Origin of the sequence: Pseudomonas sp. OST1909, from assembly GCF_015277575.1 — a bacterium.
Lineage (GTDB): Bacteria > Pseudomonadota > Gammaproteobacteria > Pseudomonadales > Pseudomonadaceae > Aquipseudomonas > Aquipseudomonas synxantha_A.
Genome location: NZ_CP063780.1, coordinates 6,224,979 through 6,242,373, shown reverse-complemented (window position 1 = coordinate 6,242,373; position 17,395 = coordinate 6,224,979). Strand labels below are relative to the sequence as shown.

The window sequence follows — 17,395 nt, the reverse complement described above, 5'->3', positions numbered from 1 at the left end:
GCTCCCACAGGGGACAGTGTCGTGTCAGAAGCGTAAGCCAGTCGTCACCATCGCTGCATTGAACCCCAGCAACACCAGCTCCGCCGCGACCGGTCCGTAGTGGGTACCCACAGACGGAATGATCACTGGCGCCACCCCGAATCGATTCAACGGAATCTTGTCGCGATACTCGCCGCGATAGCCCTGGATCAATCCACCAGTCAACTTCGCATACACCGGGTAGTCGGCCATGTCGTAGCGCTTGCCCGCATAGGCATAGTACGAGCGTTGGCGAAACGAGTTGCGAAAGGTCACCCCGCCATACACCAGGCCCGACGCCTCATTGCGCTCCAGGCCGATCAGGTCCTGTTTGTTGTTGTGTTGCGGGTCGGGTGCAAAGTGCCGGGTGTAGACGCTTGTCTGGGCGTACCAGAAGCCTTTGTCGTCAGTCGCCGTTGGCGTTTCGCTCGCCAGTGCAGTGGTGGCCTGGGCAAGCAATAACAGGCCAGGCAATCGGAATTTTTTCATGGCGACCTCGGTAGTCGATTTGATGAACGGCTAAGTGGGTCGTTACAGGCGCGCAGTTTGACGGCTTGGCACGCGCCCAGGCTGAACCGGGGCTGAAAGTACCGGGATTAGCCGTGTGGATCCTGACGAATGGGCGAGCGTGCTTATGCTTTTGCTTATTCTTTTAAGGTATTTATTCTGGTTGATGAATATCTTTAAGCTATATCGCAACGGACTACCGACTTCACCGACCATAACCAGATACTGACCGCCACCGCCCGCCAGCCGGATCGATCGTACGAACTTCGCGTATTGCAGTTCTATTTTTGATTCAAAGGGGAGCGGTATGGGGAGCTACAGAAAACACGCGCTATACACGGCGATTTTGTCGGCCAATTTGCTGACCGTTGTGGGATTCAATCCAGTTCTGGCAGACGAAACTTCTGCGGTTGATGCACCTAAACTCGACACTGTGATCGTCACCGGCACCCGCGCCCAAGAGCGCACCGCCAGTGCATCGCTGTCGCCAATCGACGTAATCTCCGGTGAAAACCTGCGCAGTACCGGCTCCGATGAGCTGGGTGCCGTATTGGCGCGGCTGATACCGTCGATCAACTTCCCCCGGCCAAGCCTGGTGGACGGCGCCGAACTGGTGCGTCCGGCGCAGTTGCGCGGCTTGTCGCCGGACCAGGTGTTGGTGCTGGTCAACGGCAAGCGTCGACATACCAGCGCCTTCGTCAACCTGGGCGGTGCGGTTGGGCGCGGTTCGGCCCCGGCAGACTTGAATGCCATTCCGCTGTCGGCGGTGGACCATATCGAAGTGCTGCGCGACGGTGCTTCTGCACGTTACGGCTCCGATGCGATCGCCGGGGTGATCAACGTGATCCTCAAAAACGCCGACCATGGCGGCTCGGTGTCCAGCAAGTTTGGCGAGTACAAAAAGGGTGATGGTATCCAGCGTAATGTCAGTGGTAATACGGGCCTGGCATTGGGCGACAATGGCTTTATCAACCTGTCTGCCGAAGGCGCCGACAACGACTACACCAACCGCGCCGGCAACGACTACCGCCCCGGCAGCATCGGCTCTACCACCTACGGCCAGCGTGTGTTCCGCCAAGGTGAGCCGGCCACCAATGAAGGCAAGTTCCAGTTCAACTCGGAATATTCCTTCAGCGATGCCGCCGAGTTCTACACCTTCGGTGGCTACAGCAAGCGCCGCGGTGAAACAGCGGCGTTCTACCGGGCCAGCAACGCCTCCAATAACATTGCCGCACTCAACCCCAACGGCTACCTACCGCTGATCAAGGGCAACCTGGAAGACACTTCTCTGGTGGTGGGCCTGCGCGGCCTGCTGGCCTACAACTGGCATTACGACTTGTCGGCCAACTACGGCAAGAACCAGTACGAACTGGGGACTGAAACCATCAACACCTCATTGGGCCTGGCAACGCCGCGTAAATTCAACAACGGCACCCTGAGCAACGATCAGAAGCAAGTCAGCCTGGATCTGTCCCGTGAGTTCGATGTGGGCTTTCTGCCGTATCCGGTCTCCGTGGCGTTCGGCGGTGAATACCTGCATCAGGGCTATGAAATCGAGGCGGGCGAGCCTGCGTCCTATTACCAGACCGGCAGCTCCGGCCTGGGCGGTTTCCGCGATGCCGATGCCGGCACCAGCACGCGGCATAACTGGGCACAGTACCTGGACCTGGAAACCAACTTCACCGAAAAACTCAGCGCCTCGGCCGCCGTGCGCCATGAGGATTACAGTGACTTTGGCTCCAACGTCAGCGGCTCGCTGTCGGCCCGCTACGACTTCACCCCCCAGGTGGCCTTGCGCGGCAGCATCTCCAACGGTTTCCGTGCGCCGTCCCTGGCCCAGCAGAATTTTGCCTACACCTCATCGCAGTTGATCGGCAGCACCATCCAGGAAGCCGGCACCTTCCCGGCCAACAGTCAGGTGGCGCGCCTGCTCGGTGCCGAAGACCTCAAGGCGGAAAAGTCGCGCAACTACAGCCTCGGCCTGGTGCTGGAGCCGGCCGATGACCTGACCGTCACGCTCGATGTATACCGCATCGACATCCGCGACCGCATCAGCCTGTCGTCTAACCTCAATCTCAACCCGGCCACGGTGGCTTACCTGCAAGCCAATGGCGTCGGCAATATCAACTACACCACGGCCCGGTACTTCACCAACGCCACGGACACCAGCACCGATGGGGTCGACCTGGTGGCCAATTATCGCTACCAGTTCGATAACGGCATTCGCTGGAACAGTACCGTGGGCTACAACTACAACCACACCAAAGTCACCGACGTGAAAGCCAACCCCGCGATTCTCGACAGCCTGGGGGCCAACCTGATGCGGGTGGACCGCCGCGAGCGTATCGGTTTGCTGGGCGATACCACGCCCCAGCACAAGCTGAGCCTGGGCAACGACTTCACCTTCGGTAATTGGGCGCTGCACACTAACCTGGTGCGCTATGGTGAGTTCACCAGTTATCAGGCGGACAAGGTCAACGACCAGACCTTCAAGGCCGCCTGGGTGCTGGACCTGTCAGCCGACTACAAGCTCAAGAACTGGACCTTCACTCTGGGTGGCGACAACGTTACCGACAAATACCCAGAGAAGGTTAATGCTTACGCCAGCAGCAGCGGCAATCTCGCCTACAGCACTTTTTCGCCGTACGGTTACAGCGGCGCGTTCTATTACGGTAAAGTCGCTTACAACTGGTAACACACAGGAGGCGCACCGCTTTTCGCCATGACCGCCATTGAAACCGATCTTCTGCAATTGGCTTACCCTCCGCGGCTCGATCTGGGGCCGCAACTCACTCACGAACAATTGATGAGCTCGATGCAAGCCACCATGGCTCGGCACAAGGGGGGGCCGGTGTGGCTGTTTGCGTATGGTTCGCTGATCTGGCGCCCTGAGTGCTCGTCGACCGAGCGGGTGCGGGCACGGGTTCACGGTTATCACCGTGGCCTGTATTTGTGGTCACACGAGCATCGCGGTACGCCGGAGCTGCCGGGGTTGGTGTTTGGGTTGGATCGCGGTGGTTCCTGCAGCGGGTTTGCCTACCGCTTGCCGGAAGACCAGTTGGAGGCCTCGCTTTACGCTTTATGGCAACGTGAGATGCCTTACCCCTCGTACCGGCCGCACTGGCTCAGTTGCCGATTGGAAGATGGCAGCACCGTGCAGGCGTTGGGGTTTGTTCTGGAGCGGCACTTGCCTAGCTATGCCGGCAACTTGCCCGACATTGTGCTTAATCATGTGCTGCAAAGCGCTTGCGGGCGTTACGGCACGACTCGCGATTATGTCGAGCAGACCGTGAACGCCCTGCGTAGCCACGCCATGCCAGATAAAAACCTGGAGGCGCGGCTCAAGCGTTGTGCCAAAGATTGCTCTGCCGATTAACGCGCCGAGCTGACGCTGTTGGTGTGCCACAGCGTGGGGATCAGGAACGCGATCGCCAGTACACAGGCACCAATCAGCAGTACGAACCCACCGTCCCAGCCGAAATGGTCAACCGTATAACCCATGGCCGCACTGGCTGCTACCGAACCGCCCAGGTAACCGAACAAGCCGGTGAAACCCGCGGCAGTGCCGGCGGCTTTTTTCGGTGCCAGCTCCAGCGCCTGCAGGCCGATCAGCATGACCGGGCCGTAGATCAGGAAGCCGATTGAGAACAGCGCAATCATGTCGACCATCGGGTTGCCCGGCGGGTTGAGCCAGTAAACCAGTGTTGCCACCGTCACCAGAGCCATGAACACGATGCCGGTCAGGCCGCGATTGCCACGGAAGATCTTGTCCGACATCCAGCCGCACAGCAGCGTACCCGGGATGCCTGCCCACTCGTAGAAGAAATACGCCCAGGACGACTTGTCGACCGTGAAGTGTTTGGCTTCTTTCAAATAGGTCGGCGCCCAGTCCAGTACGCCGTAGCGCAGCAGATAGACAAACACGTTGGCGAAGGCGATGTACCAGAGCATCTTGTTGCGCAGCACGTACTTGACGAAGATTTCCTTGGCGCTGAATTCGTCTTCGTGGCTGGCGTCGTAGCCTTCCGGGTAATCGTTCTTGTACTTCTCGATAGGCGGCAAGCCCACCGATTGCGGGGTGTCGCGCATGGTGATGAAGGCGAACGCCGCGACCGCCAGGGCCACGGTGGCCGGCACGTAGAAGGCAGCATGCCAGTCGTTGAACCACGCCATGCCCAGCAGGAACAGCGGGCCGATCAGACCACCGCCGACGTTGTGCGCCACATTCCACACCGACACCACGCCGCCGCGCTCTTTCTGCGACCACCAGTGCACCATGGTCCGCCCACTCGGCGGCCACCCCATGCCCTGGGCCCAGCCGTTGATGAACAGCAGAATGAACATCATGGTCACGCTGGAGGTTGCCCAAGGTGCGAAACCGAAAATGAACATCACCCCCGCTGAAACCAGCAGGCCGAACGGCAGGAAGTAACGTGGATTGGAACGGTCGGACACCAGCCCCATGAGGAACTTGGACAAACCGTAGGCAATCGCAATCGCCGACATCGCCAGGCCCAGTTCACCACGGGTGTAACCCTCGTCGATCAAGTAGGGCATGGCCAGGGAGAAGTTTTTGCGCAGCAGGTAGTAGCCGGCGTAACCGAAGAAAATACCAGCGAAGATCTGCCAGCGCAGGCGTCGGTAGGTACTGTCTATTTTTTCTTCAGGCAGGGGCGCCTGGTGTGCGGCAGGTCGAAAGAAAGCAAACATTCAAGAGCTCCAAATTTCTTGTTTTGACTGCGGATGCGAATGTTACAGTTTCGTTACCGAAAATAGCATCGCCTCTTATCTGCAAACACAGGAAACGAGAGCAATTGCATGTTCTTTTACGAACATGTCGTAAATAGATAAGTTGTGGTCGTAACGAATTCCTCAGAGCCCGCAGAGATCAACTGTGGGAGCAGGCAAGCCAGCTCCCACAAGGATCGCATTTCACTTCGGTCAGCGGGGTTGTACGATGACCTTACCCACTGCCTTGCGCTGCCCCAGATCATTAATCGCCTGGGCAGCCTGCTCCAGCGGATACACCTGCGACACCAACGGCTTCAACTTGCCCTCGGCATACCACGTGAACAACTGCTGAAAATTCGCCGCGTTATCCTGCGGCTGGCGCTGGGCAAACGAGCCCCAGAACACCCCGACTACCGCCGCGCCCTTGAGCAACGCCAGGTTCACCGGCAATTCGGGAATGCGCCCGCTGGCAAACCCCACTACCAGCAGGCGGCCGTTCCAGGCGATGGCGCGCACGGCCTGGTCAAACAGGTCGCCACCCACCGGGTCGTAAATCACGTCAGCGCCGTTGCCATCGGTCAGGCGCTTGATCTCGTCCTTGAGGCTGGTTTCGCTGTAGTTGATCAACTCATCAGCCCCGGCCGCCTTGGCCACCGCGAGTTTGTCGGCGCTGCTGGCGGCGGCGATCACACGTGCGCCCATGGCCTTGCCGATTTCCACCGCGGCCAGGCCCACACCGCCGGAGGCGCCTAGCACCAGCAGGGTCTCACCGGGTTGTAGGTTGGCGCGCTGTTTAAGCGCGTGCATCGAGGTGCCGTAGGTCATGCTGAAGGCGGCGGCGATGTTGAAGTCCATGCTCGGCGGAATCGGCAGCACGTTATAGCCAGGCACCGCGACCTGCTCGGCAAAGCTGCCCCAGCCGGTCAACGCCATTACGCGGTCACCGACCTTCAAGTGGCTGACTTTCTCACCCACCTCGCTGACCACGCCTGCCGCTTCGCCACCGGGTGAGAATGGAAAGGGCGGCTTGAACTGGTACTTGCCCTCGATGATCAGGGTATCCGGGAAGTTCACCCCGGCCGCGTGCACGTCCAGCAGGATTTCGTTCTTCTTGATCGCAGGGCTGGCGATCTCTTCCAGCACCAGGGTTTCGGCGGGGCCGAAGGCTTTGCACAGCACAGCTTTCATCGGACTATTCCTTTTGGCATCGTGGCCGATAAGTGTAGGAGGGTGCGCCCGTGGGTCAACGAGCATACCCGCGCCTGATAAGCCCCCATAAGCTTGTGCTCAGCCTTGCTAGCGTTATGCTACCGGGCAAACGAATTCGAGGAATGAACTGTGAAAGCGTGGATCCTGTTGATGCTGGCCCTGACGTTGCCGATGGCCGTCCAGGCCGAAGAGGCCAAGGAAGGCGAGGCACCGAAAGTCAGCTATATCAGCCTGACCCCGCCGTTTGTGGGCAACTACGGCCTGGATGGCACGGCCAAGCTCAAGGTTTACAAGGCCGATATCGCCCTGCGCGTGACCGGCACCGAAGCAGCCGCGGCGGTCAAAGCCAACGATCCGTTGATCCGCAACCAGCTGGTGGCGCTGTTTACCCAGCAGACCAGCGAGGCCATGAGTACGGTCGAAGGCAAGGAAAAGCTGCGTCAGGAAGCCCTGAAACAAACCCAGCAAGTGATGAATGACGAGACCGGCAAGCCGATGGTGGAAGATTTGCTCTTCAACAATCTGATCATCCAGTGAAGCCGGCGCTTAGCGCCATTCGCGAGGTCCTGCCAGGCGCCTCAGGAAGCCAGGCTCTTGCGAAACCGCGCCAACGCCACCGCAAAAAATACCAAGCCAATTCCCGTCAGGGCCAGCAAGTCTGGCCACACCACGCTCAACCCCGCATCCCTGAATAGAATCGCGGCACTCAAGCTCACAAAATGCGTCGATGGCGAGCCCTGCATCACCCACTGCAACCATTCGGGCATGCTATCCAGCGGTGTACTGCCGCCAGAGAGCAACAGCATGGGAATGATCACCGGGATCGCCAGCAGGCCGAACTGCGGCGTCGAGCGGGCGAGAGTGGCGAGGAAGATCCCCAACGCAGTACTCGCAAATAAATACAGGGCCGTCACCAACAGGAACAGGCTCAACGACCCGGCCAATGGCACGCCGAGCAAGCCTTTGACCACCAGTTCCAGGGACAGCCACGTACACAACACCACCACCAGCATGTTGCTCCAGATTTTTGCCAGCATGATCTCCAGCGCGGTCAGGGGCAGCACCAGCAGATGGTCGAGGGTGCCGTGCTCGCGTTCACGCAGCAGGGCCGTACCGGTCAGCACGATGGCGAGGATGGTGATGTTGTTGACGATCTGGATCACCGCCAGGAACCAGCCACCTTCCAGGTTGGTATTGAACAACGCCCGAGTAGTCAGCAGGGCCGGAGCTTTGCCGGCAGCGTCGGCCTGGCCGCTGTAGGTCAGCAGTTCGCGTTGGAAAATCCGCCCGATGTAACCCGCGCCCATGAATGCCTGGCTCATCGCCGTGGCATCGATGTTCACCTGCACTCCCGGCTGGCGCCCCGCCAACAGGTCGGCCTGGAAATTCGCCGGTACATTGACGACGAAAGTGTATTGGCCGCTGTCCATGACCCTGTCCAGCTGGTCGTAGGCCAGTGGCGCCGGCGCCTGGAATTCCGGTGGTTGCAGGGCCTCGGCCATTTGCCGCGAGAGCGCGCTGTGATCTTCATCGACAAAGGCCACGCTGGCGTTGTGCACGCCAATCACCGAACCGGCAGCGGGCATGTAGATCGCCACGGTGAAGGCGTAGGCCAGAAACAGCAGCAACACGCTGTCGTGGCGCAGGCTGGTGAGTTCCTTGAGCCCCAGGCGCAGGATATGGGCGAGCTTGTGCATCAGGCCTCCTGCTTCTTGAGCATCACCAGGCTCAGCCCGGTAAAACCGACGAAAAATCCGAACAAGGCCAGGCATTGTGGCCACAACTGGCGCAGGTCCAGGGCCTTGGTGAAGGTGCCCACCGCGATATCCAGAAAGTGCCCGGCCGGAAACAGCATGCCCATCAGCGCTGCCGCACCTTCCAGGGACGAACGCGGCACGATCAGCCCGGAAAACTGGATGGTCGGCAGGCTGGTGATGATCATGGTGCCGAGGATCGCCGCGATCTGGGTGCGGGTGAACGCCGAGATCAGCAGGCCCATGCTCGTGGTCGCCAGCACGTACAACAGGCCACCGAAAGCCAGGGTCAGGCCGCTGCCTTTGAACGGTACACCGAACAACCAGCGGTTCATCGCCACCAACAGTGCCAGGTTGACCAGGCTGATGACCAGGTAGGGCGCCTGTTTGCCCAACAAAAACTCCAGGCGTGTCAGTGGTGTGGCATAGAAGTTGGTGATCGACCCCAGCTCCTTCTCGCGCACAATGCCGAGGGCGGTGAGCATGGCCGGAATGAACGCCAGGATCAGCGCCATCACGCCAGGGCCAATGGCATTCACGCTGACCACGTCCTGGTTGTAGCGAAAGCGTGTTTCAAGCTTGACGGCGGCCCGGTTGTTCAAGGGTAAGCTACTGAGTTCAGCCAGTTGCGCAAGGTTGCCCTGGTGCACGGCCTCCACGTAGTTGCGGCTGGTTTCAGCGCGAAACGGCATGCCGCCGTCGAGCCAGGCCGCGACGGTGGGCTGGCGGCCGGCGTAGAGGTCACGGCCAAAGCCGGGTGGGATCTCCAGGGCCAGCTTGATTTCCGAACGTTGCAGGCGCCGGTGCAATTCGTTGGCGTCGCGAATGGGTGCTTGCTCGGCGAAATAGCGCGAACTGCGAAATGCCTCTAGATAGGCGCGGCTTTGCGGGGTCTGGTCCTGGTCGTAGACGGCGAAGGCGAGGTTTTCCACGTCCAGGGAAATGCCGTAGCCGAAGATCACCATCATGAACATCGCCCCGAGCAGGGCGAAGGCCATGCGTACCTTGTCGCGCAGCAGCTCCTTGCCTTCGCGGCTGGCCACGGCTAACCACCGCGCCAGGCTGAAGCCGTGTGTGCTCGCGGGCGGCGCGTGGGCATCGTTGACCGTTGCACGGGGCGCGCTGGGTTCGGGTTCGCCCTGGGCCTGCTCCAGGCAGGTGACGAAAGCCGCCTCCAGGGTATCGCCGTGGAACTGCTGTTGCAGCGCCTCGGGCGTGTCGCAGGCCAACACCTTGCCGGCATGCATCAAGGAGATGCGGTCGCAGCGCTGGGCTTCGTTCATAAAGTGGGTGGACAGGAAGATGGTCACGCCTTGTTGCCGCGACAACTCGATCAGCAACCGCCAGAAATCATCCCGCGCCGCCGGGTCGACGCCCGAGGTGGGCTCATCGAGGATCAGCACTTCCGGGCGATGCAGCACCGCAACCGCCAAGGACAAACGCTGGCGCAGGCCAAGGGGTAACTCGCCGGAGGGCTGTTCGGCCACTTCACCCAGGTCGAAACGTTGGATCAGTTCATCAATGCGCGGACCGCTGTCGGCCTTGGGCAAGTCGAACAGTTGCGCATGCAGCACCAGGTTCTGGCGCACGCTCAGCTCGCCATACAGCGAGAAGCTCTGCGACATGAAGCCCACGCGCTTGCGGGTCGCCAGGTCCTTGGCGTCTACCGGTTTGCCCAGCAGGATTGCACTGCCCTCGGTGGCCGGCATCAGCCCGGTCAGGACTTTCATGGTGGTGGTCTTGCCGCAGCCGTTGGAACCGAGGAAGCCGAAGATCTCGCCGCGGCCAATGGCAAAGCTGACGTTGTTCACCGCGGTGAAATCGCCAAAGCGCAGGGTCAGGTCGTGGGCTTGGATAGCGATATCGGCGTTGCCGCCTGTGCGCGGTGGAATTACCAGCGGCTGGCTGTCGTGGGCACTGTCGCCCTGGAAGTGCGTGAAGGCCTCATCCAGTTTGCCGCTGGGCGTTATCGCCGCCAGTTCGCGGCTCAGTCCATCGGCGATCAACCTGCCACGGTCGAGCATCAGGCAATGCTCGAATTGCTCGGCCTCTTCCATGTAGGCGGTGGCCACCAGCAGTGTCAGTTGCGGGCGCTCACTGCGTACGCTGTCTACCAGCTCCCAGAAACGCCGGCGTGACAGCGGGTCGACGCCGGTGGTGGGCTCGTCGAGGATCAACAGGTCCGGATCATGGATCAGTGCGCAGCACAAGCCGAGCTTCTGTTTCATCCCGCCAGAGAGCTTGCCTGCCGGGCGCTCGGCAAAGCGTGCGAGGTCGGTGGCGAGCAGCAGGTTGTGCATGCGCTGGTCGCAATCGGCTTTCGACAGGCCGAACAAGGTGGCGAAGAAACGGATGTTCTCGCTGATGGACAGCTCGGGGTACAGATTGCCGCCCAGGCCCTGGGGCATAAAGGCAATGCGCGGGTACAAGCTATTGCGGTGGCGACGGTTCTGGATGGAACCGCCGAGCACCTGCAACTGGCCCTTTTGCAGCTTTTTAACCCCGGCGATCAGACCCAGCAGGCTCGACTTGCCGGCGCCGTCCGGACCTATCAACCCGCAGCGGGTACCGGCTGGCAAGCTGAAGGCAATGTCGAGCAGTGCCTGTTGCTTGCCGTAGCGGTGGTTGATCCCCGTGGCGTGCAGCGCCAGGCCGCTCATTGCAGGTGGGCCGGCCAGTCGACATCGGCCGTGCGTACATAGCCCGCGCCGGGCATGCCCGGTTTGGCTTGTGGCACGGCGCTGGGCTGAGTCAGGCGCAATTTGACGCGGAACACCAGTTTCTGTCGCTCATCGCGGGTTTCGACTTCCTTGGGAGTGAACTGCGATTTGGCCGCGACAAAACTGATTTTGGCCGGTAGCGCTTGCTGGGGCAGGGCGTCGAGCAGGATGCGTGCTTCACTGCCGACGGTCAGGCGGCCGGTGACGGAGGCGGGCAGGTAGAGATTCATGTACTGGTCATTGGGGTCAATCAGCAGCAACACGCGCCCACCCGCGCCGAGCACTTCGCCCGGCTCGGCCAAGCGCAATTGGATGATGCCGTCGATGGGCGCACGCAGGCTGCTGTCGTCGATTTCGCTGGTGAGTTGGGCCACCTGGGCCTGGGCTGCGCCGATGGCGGCCTTCACCGCGTTGACCTGGGCTTGGGCGGCGATCACTGCCGCGTTGCCGGTGTTTTGGCGCGCTTGCTGCTGGTCGATCAATTGGCTGCTGGCAAAGCCGCGCCGGTACAGCTCTTGGGTGCGCTTGAGTTCCTGGCTGGCCAGCAGTTGCTCGCTTTGGCGCAACCGCACGTTGGCTTCAGCAGAGGCGAAGTTTTCCCTGGCGCGTAACACCTCTGCTTCGGCCTGGGCACGCTGGGCTTGCAGGGTGCGGGTGTCCATGCGTGCCAGCAACTGGCCCTTGAGCACTTTGTCGCCTTCATCCACGTGCACTTCGGCCAGGCGCCCGGGGATCTTGGCGGCGATTTGTACTTCGGTGGACTCCAGGCGCCCGTTGCCCATGCTCAAGCCCTCGGGCAGGCGATCCTGGGTCGAACGCCAGTAGCCAAAGGCCCCCGCCCCCAGCAGGAGGACGATCAGGGCGATGGCGAACAGACGGGACGTATGGTGGTTCGTAGACATGGCTGCATCCTGCGGCGTTAGCGTCCAGTGTGATGGGTTTGGCCCGTGAGGGTCTTGATATCGGTCAGTTAAAGCAGCTGAAGGATGGCCGCCCATTGTTCAGGCGTGACCGCCATGACCGAAAGCCGGCTGCCTTTCTGCACCAGCGGCATTTCGGCAAGAGCGGTTTGCTGCTTTAGATAGCCCAGGCCCAGCACCTTGGGGAAGGTGTTGACGTGGCCCACGGTGATGGCACTCCACGGATTTTTCTCCGCACTGGCCTTGGCGTCGAAGTAGTGGCTGTCCGGTTCCAGCGCTGTAGGATCCGGGTAGGCGGCCTCGACGATTTTGCCGATGCCGGCAATGCCAGGCTCCGGACAGCTGGAGTGATAGAAGAAAAACTCATCGCCCACCGCCATGGCGCGCAGAAAGTTGCGCGCCTGATAGTTGCGCACCCCATCCCAGCGGGCTTCGCCGAGCTTTTCCAGGTCCTTGATGGACAATTCGTCAGGCTCGGATTTCATCAGCCAGTAGGCCATTTTTGGGCTCCTGAAAAAGGCATTGGGCAAGTTGTCGGGCAATTGCATGACAAACCGACAGTCGGTTGGCGTCAAGGTTTGCGTGTTGGTTCACGTTACCGCAGAATGCGCGCTTTTAGGCTTGGCGCAGCTGCAACGGACTACTTTGGAACGTTGTTGTCATCGTGTACGAGGTGCCTGAAGGGGGGCAATCGATGCAACGTAAACCGGATTTACTATGGATTTTGGTTATTTTGTTTGGTCTGGGCGTTGTGACCACCGGGTATGCCCAGAGCTTGTGGTCGAACAAGGCCGACGCACCGGTTGAACTCTCGCCAGTGCAGCAACAATTCAAGCGTTAATACGGCTTCAAGGCGTCGCTGGTTCCAGCGACGTTTCTGCAACATACCAGTGCTTATCGGTGACAGTGCCCGCCAGCGGCACGTCCCAACTTGCCTGCGCCAAGCGGTCTACCTGCTGACATTCATGGGCCAACCCCAGCAAGGTCGGCTTGCGCCAGCTTTTGCGCCTGGCCAGGTAAGCCAGGCTGCGGTCGTAGAATCCGCCACCCATGCCCAGGCGCCCGCCTTCGCGATCGAACCCCACCAACGGCAACAGCACCAGGTCGAGCGCCCAGACCTTGCGCTGCTGGTGGACATTGACCCGCGGCTCAAGAATGCCAAAGCGGTTGGGCGACAACTTATCCCCAGGCCGCACGCGCTGGAACACCATCTTGGTGCGCGGCCAGGCACTCAGTACCGGCAGATAGGTGGCCTTGCCACGGCGCTGCGCCGCGCGCAGCAGCAGGCGCGGATCGATTTCACCGTCCGTCGGCAGGTATAAGGAAATATGTTTGGACCGGCGAAACAGCGGGTGCTGTGCCAGTTGCCGGTACAGGCCAAGGGCGGCCTGGCGCTGCTCGCTCGGCGTGAGGGCACGGCGGGCCTTGCGCAACATGCGTCGAAGTTGCGGACGGGACAGCGGCGCAGGTTCGGTCATGGCTTATCGGCTCATAAAACAATGCCAGTCCTGGGACTGGCATTGAGTTTGGGAATTCAGGCTCCCCGACAGAGCCGCTGTCGACTTAGCCCTTGAACCCGAAAGTTCAAGGTGGAAGAAGCAGTAGGCTTTAAGGCTTTCCGTCTAGCGGACATGCACACCAGCCCAACGTGCAACTTCCAGGGTAGTGCGAATCGGCTCAGGGACATCGCCGACTGGCAAACACGCCAGGGAGTGGGGTGAGTATACCTTAAACAGACTCGGCAATCAGCCCTTGGGTGCGTCGGAATCGGTGGAAAGCACCAGATCCACGCGCTCGAGCAGGTCACGCACTTGCTCGCGGGTCGAGCCGCTGGCCTGCACGTCAGGGCGTTCCTGCTTGTGCAGCAGATCGTGGGTGATATTCAGCGCGGCCATCACGGCGATGCGGTCGGCGCCGATCACTTTGCCGCTGCTGCGGATTTCGCGCATCTTGCCGTCCAGGTAACGGGCAGCGCTCACCAGATTGCTGCGTTCTTCCTGGGGGCAGATGATCGAATATTCTTTGTCGAGGATCTGCACGGTAACGCTATTGCTTGAACTCATGAGTCTTGCTCCAGGGCCTTCAGGCGCGAAATCATCGATTCGACCTTACGCCGGGCGATTTCGTTTTTTTCAATGAGGTGAGCGCGTTCCTCGCGCCAGGTCTTTTCCTGAGCTAATAGGAGTCCGTTTTGACTCTTTAGTTGCTCGACCCGATCAATTAGCAGTTCGAGTCTGGCCATCAGCGCTTGCAGGTCGGTGTCTTCCATTGGGTTCCACTGGATTTGTCTGATGAATGGCAACTGCAGGATAAACGATCTGACGCCCTCGATAGTCTTGGTGCGTCTGCCGGTGCTAGGATACAGCGCTCCATTCTAGACATTGCGCCGTCTGGCGCCTAGCTCACCATGCCCATTCAGAATTCCCCGTACGACGCTTTTTCCAAACTGCTGAGCACCAGCGGTCACCCATGCTCGCCTGCCGAACTGCACGGCGTGCTGTTGGGCCGCAGTTGCACTGGTGTGGGCTTTGATGCCGACAACTGGTTGGCCGACGTGGCCGAGCTGCTCGAAACCGAACCGACCGAAAACGTGCGTAACGCGCTGATCGGCCTGCAAGAGATGGTCAAGGGCGAGCTGACCGGTGACGACGTCACCGTGGTTCTGCTGCTGCCGACCGACGACGCCCCGCTCACTGAGCGCGCTGCCGCGCTGGGCCAATGGTGCCAGGGTTTCCTCCACGGTTTCGGCGTGAACGCCGGTGGCCTGGAGCTTAGCAACGACGCCAAGGAAGTGCTGCAGGACCTGGCGGCCATCTCCCAGGTGCAAGATGCCCTGGAAGAGTCCGAAGACGGCGAAGGCGACTATATGGAAGTGATGGAATACCTGCGCGTCGCGCCGTTGCTGCTGTTCACCGAGACCAAAAAGTCTGCTGAACCTGCTGCACCCAAGCCTTCGCTGCATTAAGAAAGGAACCCCATCTGCCCATGATCCATATCCCCAAAGCGGAATACACCCGTCGCCGCAAGGCGCTCATGGCGCAGATGGAACCCAACAGCATCGCGATCCTGCCGGCCGCCGCCGTGGCGATCCGCAACCGCGATGTCGAGCATGTCTACCGCCAGGACAGCGACTTCCAGTACCTCAGCGGTTTCCCCGAGCCCGAAGCGGTGATCGTGCTGATGCCCGGTCGCCAGCATGGCGAATACGTGTTGTTCTGCCGTGAGCGCAACGCTGAGCGCGAGCTGTGGGACGGCCTGCGCGCCGGCACTGAAGGCGCGATCCGCGACTTTGGCGCCGACGACGCATTCCCTATCACTGATATCGACGACATCCTGCCCGGCCTGATCGAAGGCCGCGACCGGGTATATTCGGCCATGGGCAGCAACGCCGAATTCGACCGGCATGTGATGGAGTGGATCAACGTGATCCGTTCCAAAGCGCACCTGGGCGCCCAGCCGCCGAACGAATTCGTTGCCCTGGATCATCTGCTCCACGATATGCGCCTGTATAAATCGGCGGCAGAGGTGAGGGTGATGCGCGAAGCGGCGCGCATTTCCTGCGCGGCCCATGTGCGGGCGATGCAGGCCAGCCGTGCGGGTTTGCATGAGTTCAGCCTGGAGGCCGAGCTGGATTACGAGTTCCGTAAGGGCGGTGCGAAAATGCCAGCCTACGGTTCCATCGTCGCCGCCGGGCGCAACAGCTGCATCCTGCATTACCAGCAGAATGACGCGCTGCTCAAGGACGGCGACCTGGTGCTGATCGACGCCGGTTGTGAGATCGACTGCTACGCCAGCGACATCACCCGCACCTGGCCGGTCAACGGTAAGTTTTCGCCCGAACAAAAGGCGATCTACGAGATTGTGCTGGCCTCCCAGGAAGCCGCCTTCGCGCAGATCGCACCGAACAAGCATTGGAACCAGGCCCATGAAGCTACCGTGCAGGTCATCACCGCCGGGTTGGTGAAGTTGGGGTTGCTGCAAGGTGACGTTGACGAACTGATCGCCAGCGAAGCCTACCGCGCCTTCTACATGCACCGCGCCGGCCACTGGCTGGGCATGGATGTGCATGATGTGGGCGAGTACAAGGTCGGCGGTGAATGGCGAGTGCTGGAAGTCGGCATGGCCTTGACCGTGGAACCGGGCATCTATATTTCCCCGGACAACCAGAACGTGGCAAAGAAATGGCGTGGCATTGGCGTACGCATCGAGGATGACGTGATAGTGACCAAGCAAGGCTGTGAAATCCTGACCGGCGCGGTGCCCAAGACCGTTGCCGAGATCGAAGCACTGATGGCGGCTGCCCGATGAGCCGGGTCAACCTGGCGATTATTGGTGGTGGCCTGGTGGGTGCCAGCCTGGCCCTGGCGTTGCAGGCTGGGGCCAAGGCACGTGGCTGGAAGATCGTGCTGATCGAACCCTTTGCCCCGGGCGACAGCTACCAGCCCAGTTACGATGCGCGTTCTTCGGCGCTGTCCTTTGGTGCCCGGCAGATTTATCAGCGTCTGGGCCTGTGGCAGGACATTGCCCGCCGCGCCGAGCCGATCAAGCAGATCCACGTATCGGACCGCGGGCGTTTCTCTACCGCGCGCTTGTCCGCCATGGAAGAGGGCGTACCGGCCCTGGGCTATGTGGTGGAAAACGCCTGGCTGGGCCAATGCCTGTGGCAAGGCCTGGATAAAGACGTCGTCAGCTGGCGCTGCCCCGCGGAAGTCACGCGCATGGAGCCGCTGCCTGATGGCTATCGCCTGACCCTCAACGATGAAACCGTGCTGGAATGCGACCTCGCGGTGTTGGCCGACGGCGGCCGCTCCGGCCTGCGTGAGCAACTGGGCATTGGCGTGAAGACCCGGCCCTACAACCAGAGCGCACTGATCGCCAATATCACCCCGAGCGAAGCCCACAATGGCGAAGCGTTCGAGCGCTTTACCGATGAGGGGCCGATGGCCTTGTTGCCGCTGCCGGACAACCGCTGTGCGCTGGTCTGGACCCGCATCGGCATGGACGCCCAGCGCCTGGCCGATCTTGACGAGCGCAGCTTCCTGAGCGAGTTGCAGGGCGTATTCGGTTATCGCCTGGGCACCCTCAAGCAAGTGGGCGCCCGTCATCTGTACCCGCTGACCCTGGTGGAAGCCGAAGAGCAAGTGCGCTCGAATCTTGCGGTCCTCGGCAATGCCGCCCACAGCCTGCACCCGATTGCCGGGCAGGGGTTCAACCTGTCCCTGCGCGATGCCAATGCCTTGGCCGAAGCCTTGTTGGCCGGCCCGGCAGTGCCAGGTGACCTGGCGACGTTGCAAGGCTATCGGGATCGCCAGCGCCTGGACCAACAACTGACCGTAGGCTTCTCCGATCAGGTCACACGCTTGTTTGGCAGCGGCCAGCCGCTAATGGCGCTGGGCCGTAACCTGGGCCTGCTCGGCCTGGACCTGTTGCCGCCGGCCAAACGCTGGTTCGCCCGCCAGGCAATGGGGCTGGGGGTGCGCTCTGATGTTTGAGCCGGCCCATCACTTTATTGGCGGCCTGTGCCGCACACGAGACA

17 protein-coding genes and 1 other RNA gene are annotated in these 17,395 nt (G+C 61.0%); 7 read left to right on the top strand and 11 right to left on the bottom strand.

Annotation, left to right across the window (positions count from 1 at the left end; translation table 11 throughout):
• Positions 1–24 precede the first annotated feature (24 nt).
• Positions 25–507 (bottom strand): hypothetical protein, encoded by a 483-nt coding sequence (locus IH404_RS27410; RefSeq protein WP_005792403.1) that lies wholly within the window; start codon positions 505–507, stop codon positions 25–27.
• Positions 508–832: 325 nt separating this feature from the next.
• Here IH404_RS27410 and IH404_RS27405 point away from each other — a divergent pair, with 325 nt between their 5' ends.
• Positions 833–3,220 carry a TonB-dependent receptor gene (locus IH404_RS27405; RefSeq protein ID WP_194439540.1) on the top strand — a complete coding sequence of 796 codons (2,388 nt, stop codon included), beginning with the start codon at positions 833–835 and terminating at the stop codon, positions 3,218–3,220.
• Between the two features lie 27 nt (positions 3,221–3,247).
• Positions 3,248–3,901 carry a gamma-glutamylcyclotransferase gene (locus tag IH404_RS27400; RefSeq protein ID WP_032878816.1) on the top strand — a complete coding sequence of 218 codons (654 nt, stop codon included), beginning with the start codon at positions 3,248–3,250 and terminating at the stop codon, positions 3,899–3,901.
• On the opposite strand, the gene glpT is transcribed toward IH404_RS27400, so the two are convergent.
• Together glpT and IH404_RS27390 are read right to left on the bottom strand one after the other, a co-directional pair.
• Entirely contained in the window at positions 3,898–5,235 is a 1,338-nt protein-coding gene (glpT, locus tag IH404_RS27395; RefSeq protein WP_005792400.1) for a glycerol-3-phosphate transporter, read from the bottom strand. The two genes, IH404_RS27400 and glpT, sit on opposite strands and share 4 nt — an antisense overlap.
• A gap of 231 nt (positions 5,236–5,466) precedes the next feature.
• Positions 5,467–6,444, bottom strand: a complete 978-nt coding sequence (locus tag IH404_RS27390; protein WP_194439539.1) for an NADPH:quinone oxidoreductase family protein — start codon at positions 6,442–6,444, stop codon at positions 5,467–5,469.
• 150 nt (positions 6,445–6,594) lie between these two features.
• Here IH404_RS27390 and IH404_RS27385 point away from each other — a divergent pair, with 150 nt between their 5' ends.
• Complete coding sequence (locus IH404_RS27385) at positions 6,595–7,002, top strand: flagellar basal body-associated protein FliL (protein WP_005792398.1); 408 nt, start codon at positions 6,595–6,597, stop codon at positions 7,000–7,002.
• A gap of 41 nt (positions 7,003–7,043) precedes the next feature.
• Here IH404_RS27385 and IH404_RS27380 read toward each other — a convergent pair whose 3' ends face one another.
• The 4 genes from IH404_RS27380 to IH404_RS27365 form a co-directional block, all read right to left on the bottom strand.
• Complete coding sequence (locus IH404_RS27380; protein ID WP_005792397.1) at positions 7,044–8,162, bottom strand: ABC transporter permease; 1,119 nt, start codon at positions 8,160–8,162, stop codon at positions 7,044–7,046.
• Positions 8,162–10,879 (bottom strand): ribosome-associated ATPase/putative transporter RbbA, encoded by a 2,718-nt coding sequence (rbbA, locus tag IH404_RS27375; protein WP_194439538.1) that lies wholly within the window; start codon positions 10,877–10,879, stop codon positions 8,162–8,164. The genes IH404_RS27380 and rbbA overlap by 1 nt, the downstream gene beginning before the upstream one ends.
• Positions 10,876–11,841: an HlyD family efflux transporter periplasmic adaptor subunit gene (locus IH404_RS27370; RefSeq protein WP_194439537.1), complete on the bottom strand. Its 966-nt coding sequence runs from the start codon at positions 11,839–11,841 to the stop codon at positions 10,876–10,878. The genes rbbA and IH404_RS27370 overlap by 4 nt, the downstream gene beginning before the upstream one ends.
• A 68-nt stretch (positions 11,842–11,909) precedes the next feature.
• On the bottom strand, positions 11,910–12,359 hold the full coding sequence (locus IH404_RS27365; RefSeq protein WP_194439536.1) for an EVE domain-containing protein: 450 nt from the start codon (positions 12,357–12,359) through the stop codon (positions 11,910–11,912).
• Positions 12,360–12,553: 194 nt separating this feature from the next.
• Between IH404_RS27365 and IH404_RS27360 the strand changes: the two genes are divergently transcribed.
• Entirely contained in the window at positions 12,554–12,700 is a 147-nt protein-coding gene (locus tag IH404_RS27360) for a hypothetical protein (protein WP_005792392.1), read from the top strand.
• A gap of 7 nt (positions 12,701–12,707) precedes the next feature.
• Here IH404_RS27360 and IH404_RS27355 read toward each other — a convergent pair whose 3' ends face one another.
• From IH404_RS27355 to IH404_RS27340, 4 genes are all read right to left on the bottom strand, one after another.
• Positions 12,708–13,337 carry a 5-formyltetrahydrofolate cyclo-ligase gene (locus tag IH404_RS27355; protein ID WP_194439535.1) on the bottom strand — a complete coding sequence of 210 codons (630 nt, stop codon included), beginning with the start codon at positions 13,335–13,337 and terminating at the stop codon, positions 12,708–12,710.
• A gap of 58 nt (positions 13,338–13,395) precedes the next feature.
• A non-coding RNA gene (gene ssrS, locus IH404_RS27350) (6S RNA) lies at positions 13,396–13,574 on the bottom strand.
• A 30-nt stretch (positions 13,575–13,604) separates the two neighbouring features.
• Entirely contained in the window at positions 13,605–13,922 is a 318-nt protein-coding gene (locus tag IH404_RS27345) for a cell division protein ZapA (protein WP_005792389.1), read from the bottom strand.
• The gene (locus IH404_RS27340; RefSeq protein WP_003177365.1) at positions 13,919–14,128 is read right to left on the bottom strand and encodes a TIGR02449 family protein; all 210 of its coding nucleotides are present in this window, start codon (positions 14,126–14,128) and stop codon (positions 13,919–13,921) included. Before IH404_RS27340 ends, IH404_RS27345 begins: the two co-directional genes overlap by 4 nt.
• Positions 14,129–14,266: 138 nt before the next feature.
• On the opposite strand from IH404_RS27340, the gene IH404_RS27335 reads away from it, so the two are divergent.
• Genes IH404_RS27335 through ubiH form a run of 3 tightly spaced genes read left to right on the top strand, consistent with a single transcriptional unit; the run spans position 14,267 to position 17,351 of the window.
• The gene (locus IH404_RS27335; protein ID WP_005792388.1) at positions 14,267–14,824 is read left to right on the top strand and encodes a YecA family protein; all 558 of its coding nucleotides are present in this window, start codon (positions 14,267–14,269) and stop codon (positions 14,822–14,824) included.
• A gap of 20 nt (positions 14,825–14,844) precedes the next feature.
• Complete coding sequence (gene pepP / locus IH404_RS27330; protein ID WP_005792387.1) at positions 14,845–16,167, top strand: Xaa-Pro aminopeptidase; 1,323 nt, start codon at positions 14,845–14,847, stop codon at positions 16,165–16,167.
• On the top strand, positions 16,164–17,351 hold the full coding sequence (gene ubiH / locus IH404_RS27325) for a 2-octaprenyl-6-methoxyphenyl hydroxylase (protein ID WP_005792386.1): 1,188 nt from the start codon (positions 16,164–16,166) through the stop codon (positions 17,349–17,351). The genes pepP and ubiH overlap by 4 nt, the downstream gene beginning before the upstream one ends.
• Positions 17,352–17,395: the final 44 nt, after the last annotated feature.

Bases quoted from the DNA above. Each gene is read 5' to 3' on its own strand.
- IH404_RS27410 (WP_005792403.1), bottom strand. From the start codon at position 507: ATGAAAAAATTCCGATTGCCTGGCCTGTTATTGCTTGCCCAGGCCACC.
- IH404_RS27405 (WP_194439540.1), top strand. From the start codon at position 833: ATGGGGAGCTACAGAAAACACGCGCTATACACGGCGATTTTGTCGGCC.
- IH404_RS27370 (WP_194439537.1), bottom strand. From the start codon at position 11,841: ATGTCTACGAACCACCATACGTCCCGTCTGTTCGCCATCGCCCTGATC.
- IH404_RS27355 (WP_194439535.1), bottom strand. From the start codon at position 13,337: ATGACCGAACCTGCGCCGCTGTCCCGTCCGCAACTTCGACGCATGTTG.
- IH404_RS27340 (WP_003177365.1), bottom strand. From the start codon at position 14,128: ATGGAAGACACCGACCTGCAAGCGCTGATGGCCAGACTCGAACTGCTA.
- IH404_RS27390 (WP_194439539.1), bottom strand. From the start codon at position 6,444: ATGAAAGCTGTGCTGTGCAAAGCCTTCGGCCCCGCCGAAACCCTGGTG.
- glpT (WP_005792400.1), bottom strand. From the start codon at position 5,235: ATGTTTGCTTTCTTTCGACCTGCCGCACACCAGGCGCCCCTGCCTGAA.
- IH404_RS27335 (WP_005792388.1), top strand. From the start codon at position 14,267: ATGCCCATTCAGAATTCCCCGTACGACGCTTTTTCCAAACTGCTGAGC.
- IH404_RS27365 (WP_194439536.1), bottom strand. From the start codon at position 12,359: ATGGCCTACTGGCTGATGAAATCCGAGCCTGACGAATTGTCCATCAAG.
- rbbA (WP_194439538.1), bottom strand. From the start codon at position 10,879: ATGAGCGGCCTGGCGCTGCACGCCACGGGGATCAACCACCGCTACGGC.
- ubiH (WP_005792386.1), top strand. From the start codon at position 16,164: ATGAGCCGGGTCAACCTGGCGATTATTGGTGGTGGCCTGGTGGGTGCC.
- pepP (WP_005792387.1), top strand. From the start codon at position 14,845: ATGATCCATATCCCCAAAGCGGAATACACCCGTCGCCGCAAGGCGCTC.
- IH404_RS27380 (WP_005792397.1), bottom strand. From the start codon at position 8,162: ATGCACAAGCTCGCCCATATCCTGCGCCTGGGGCTCAAGGAACTCACC.
- IH404_RS27400 (WP_032878816.1), top strand. From the start codon at position 3,248: ATGACCGCCATTGAAACCGATCTTCTGCAATTGGCTTACCCTCCGCGG.
- IH404_RS27345 (WP_005792389.1), bottom strand. From the start codon at position 13,922: ATGAGTTCAAGCAATAGCGTTACCGTGCAGATCCTCGACAAAGAATAT.
- IH404_RS27360 (WP_005792392.1), top strand. From the start codon at position 12,554: ATGCAACGTAAACCGGATTTACTATGGATTTTGGTTATTTTGTTTGGT.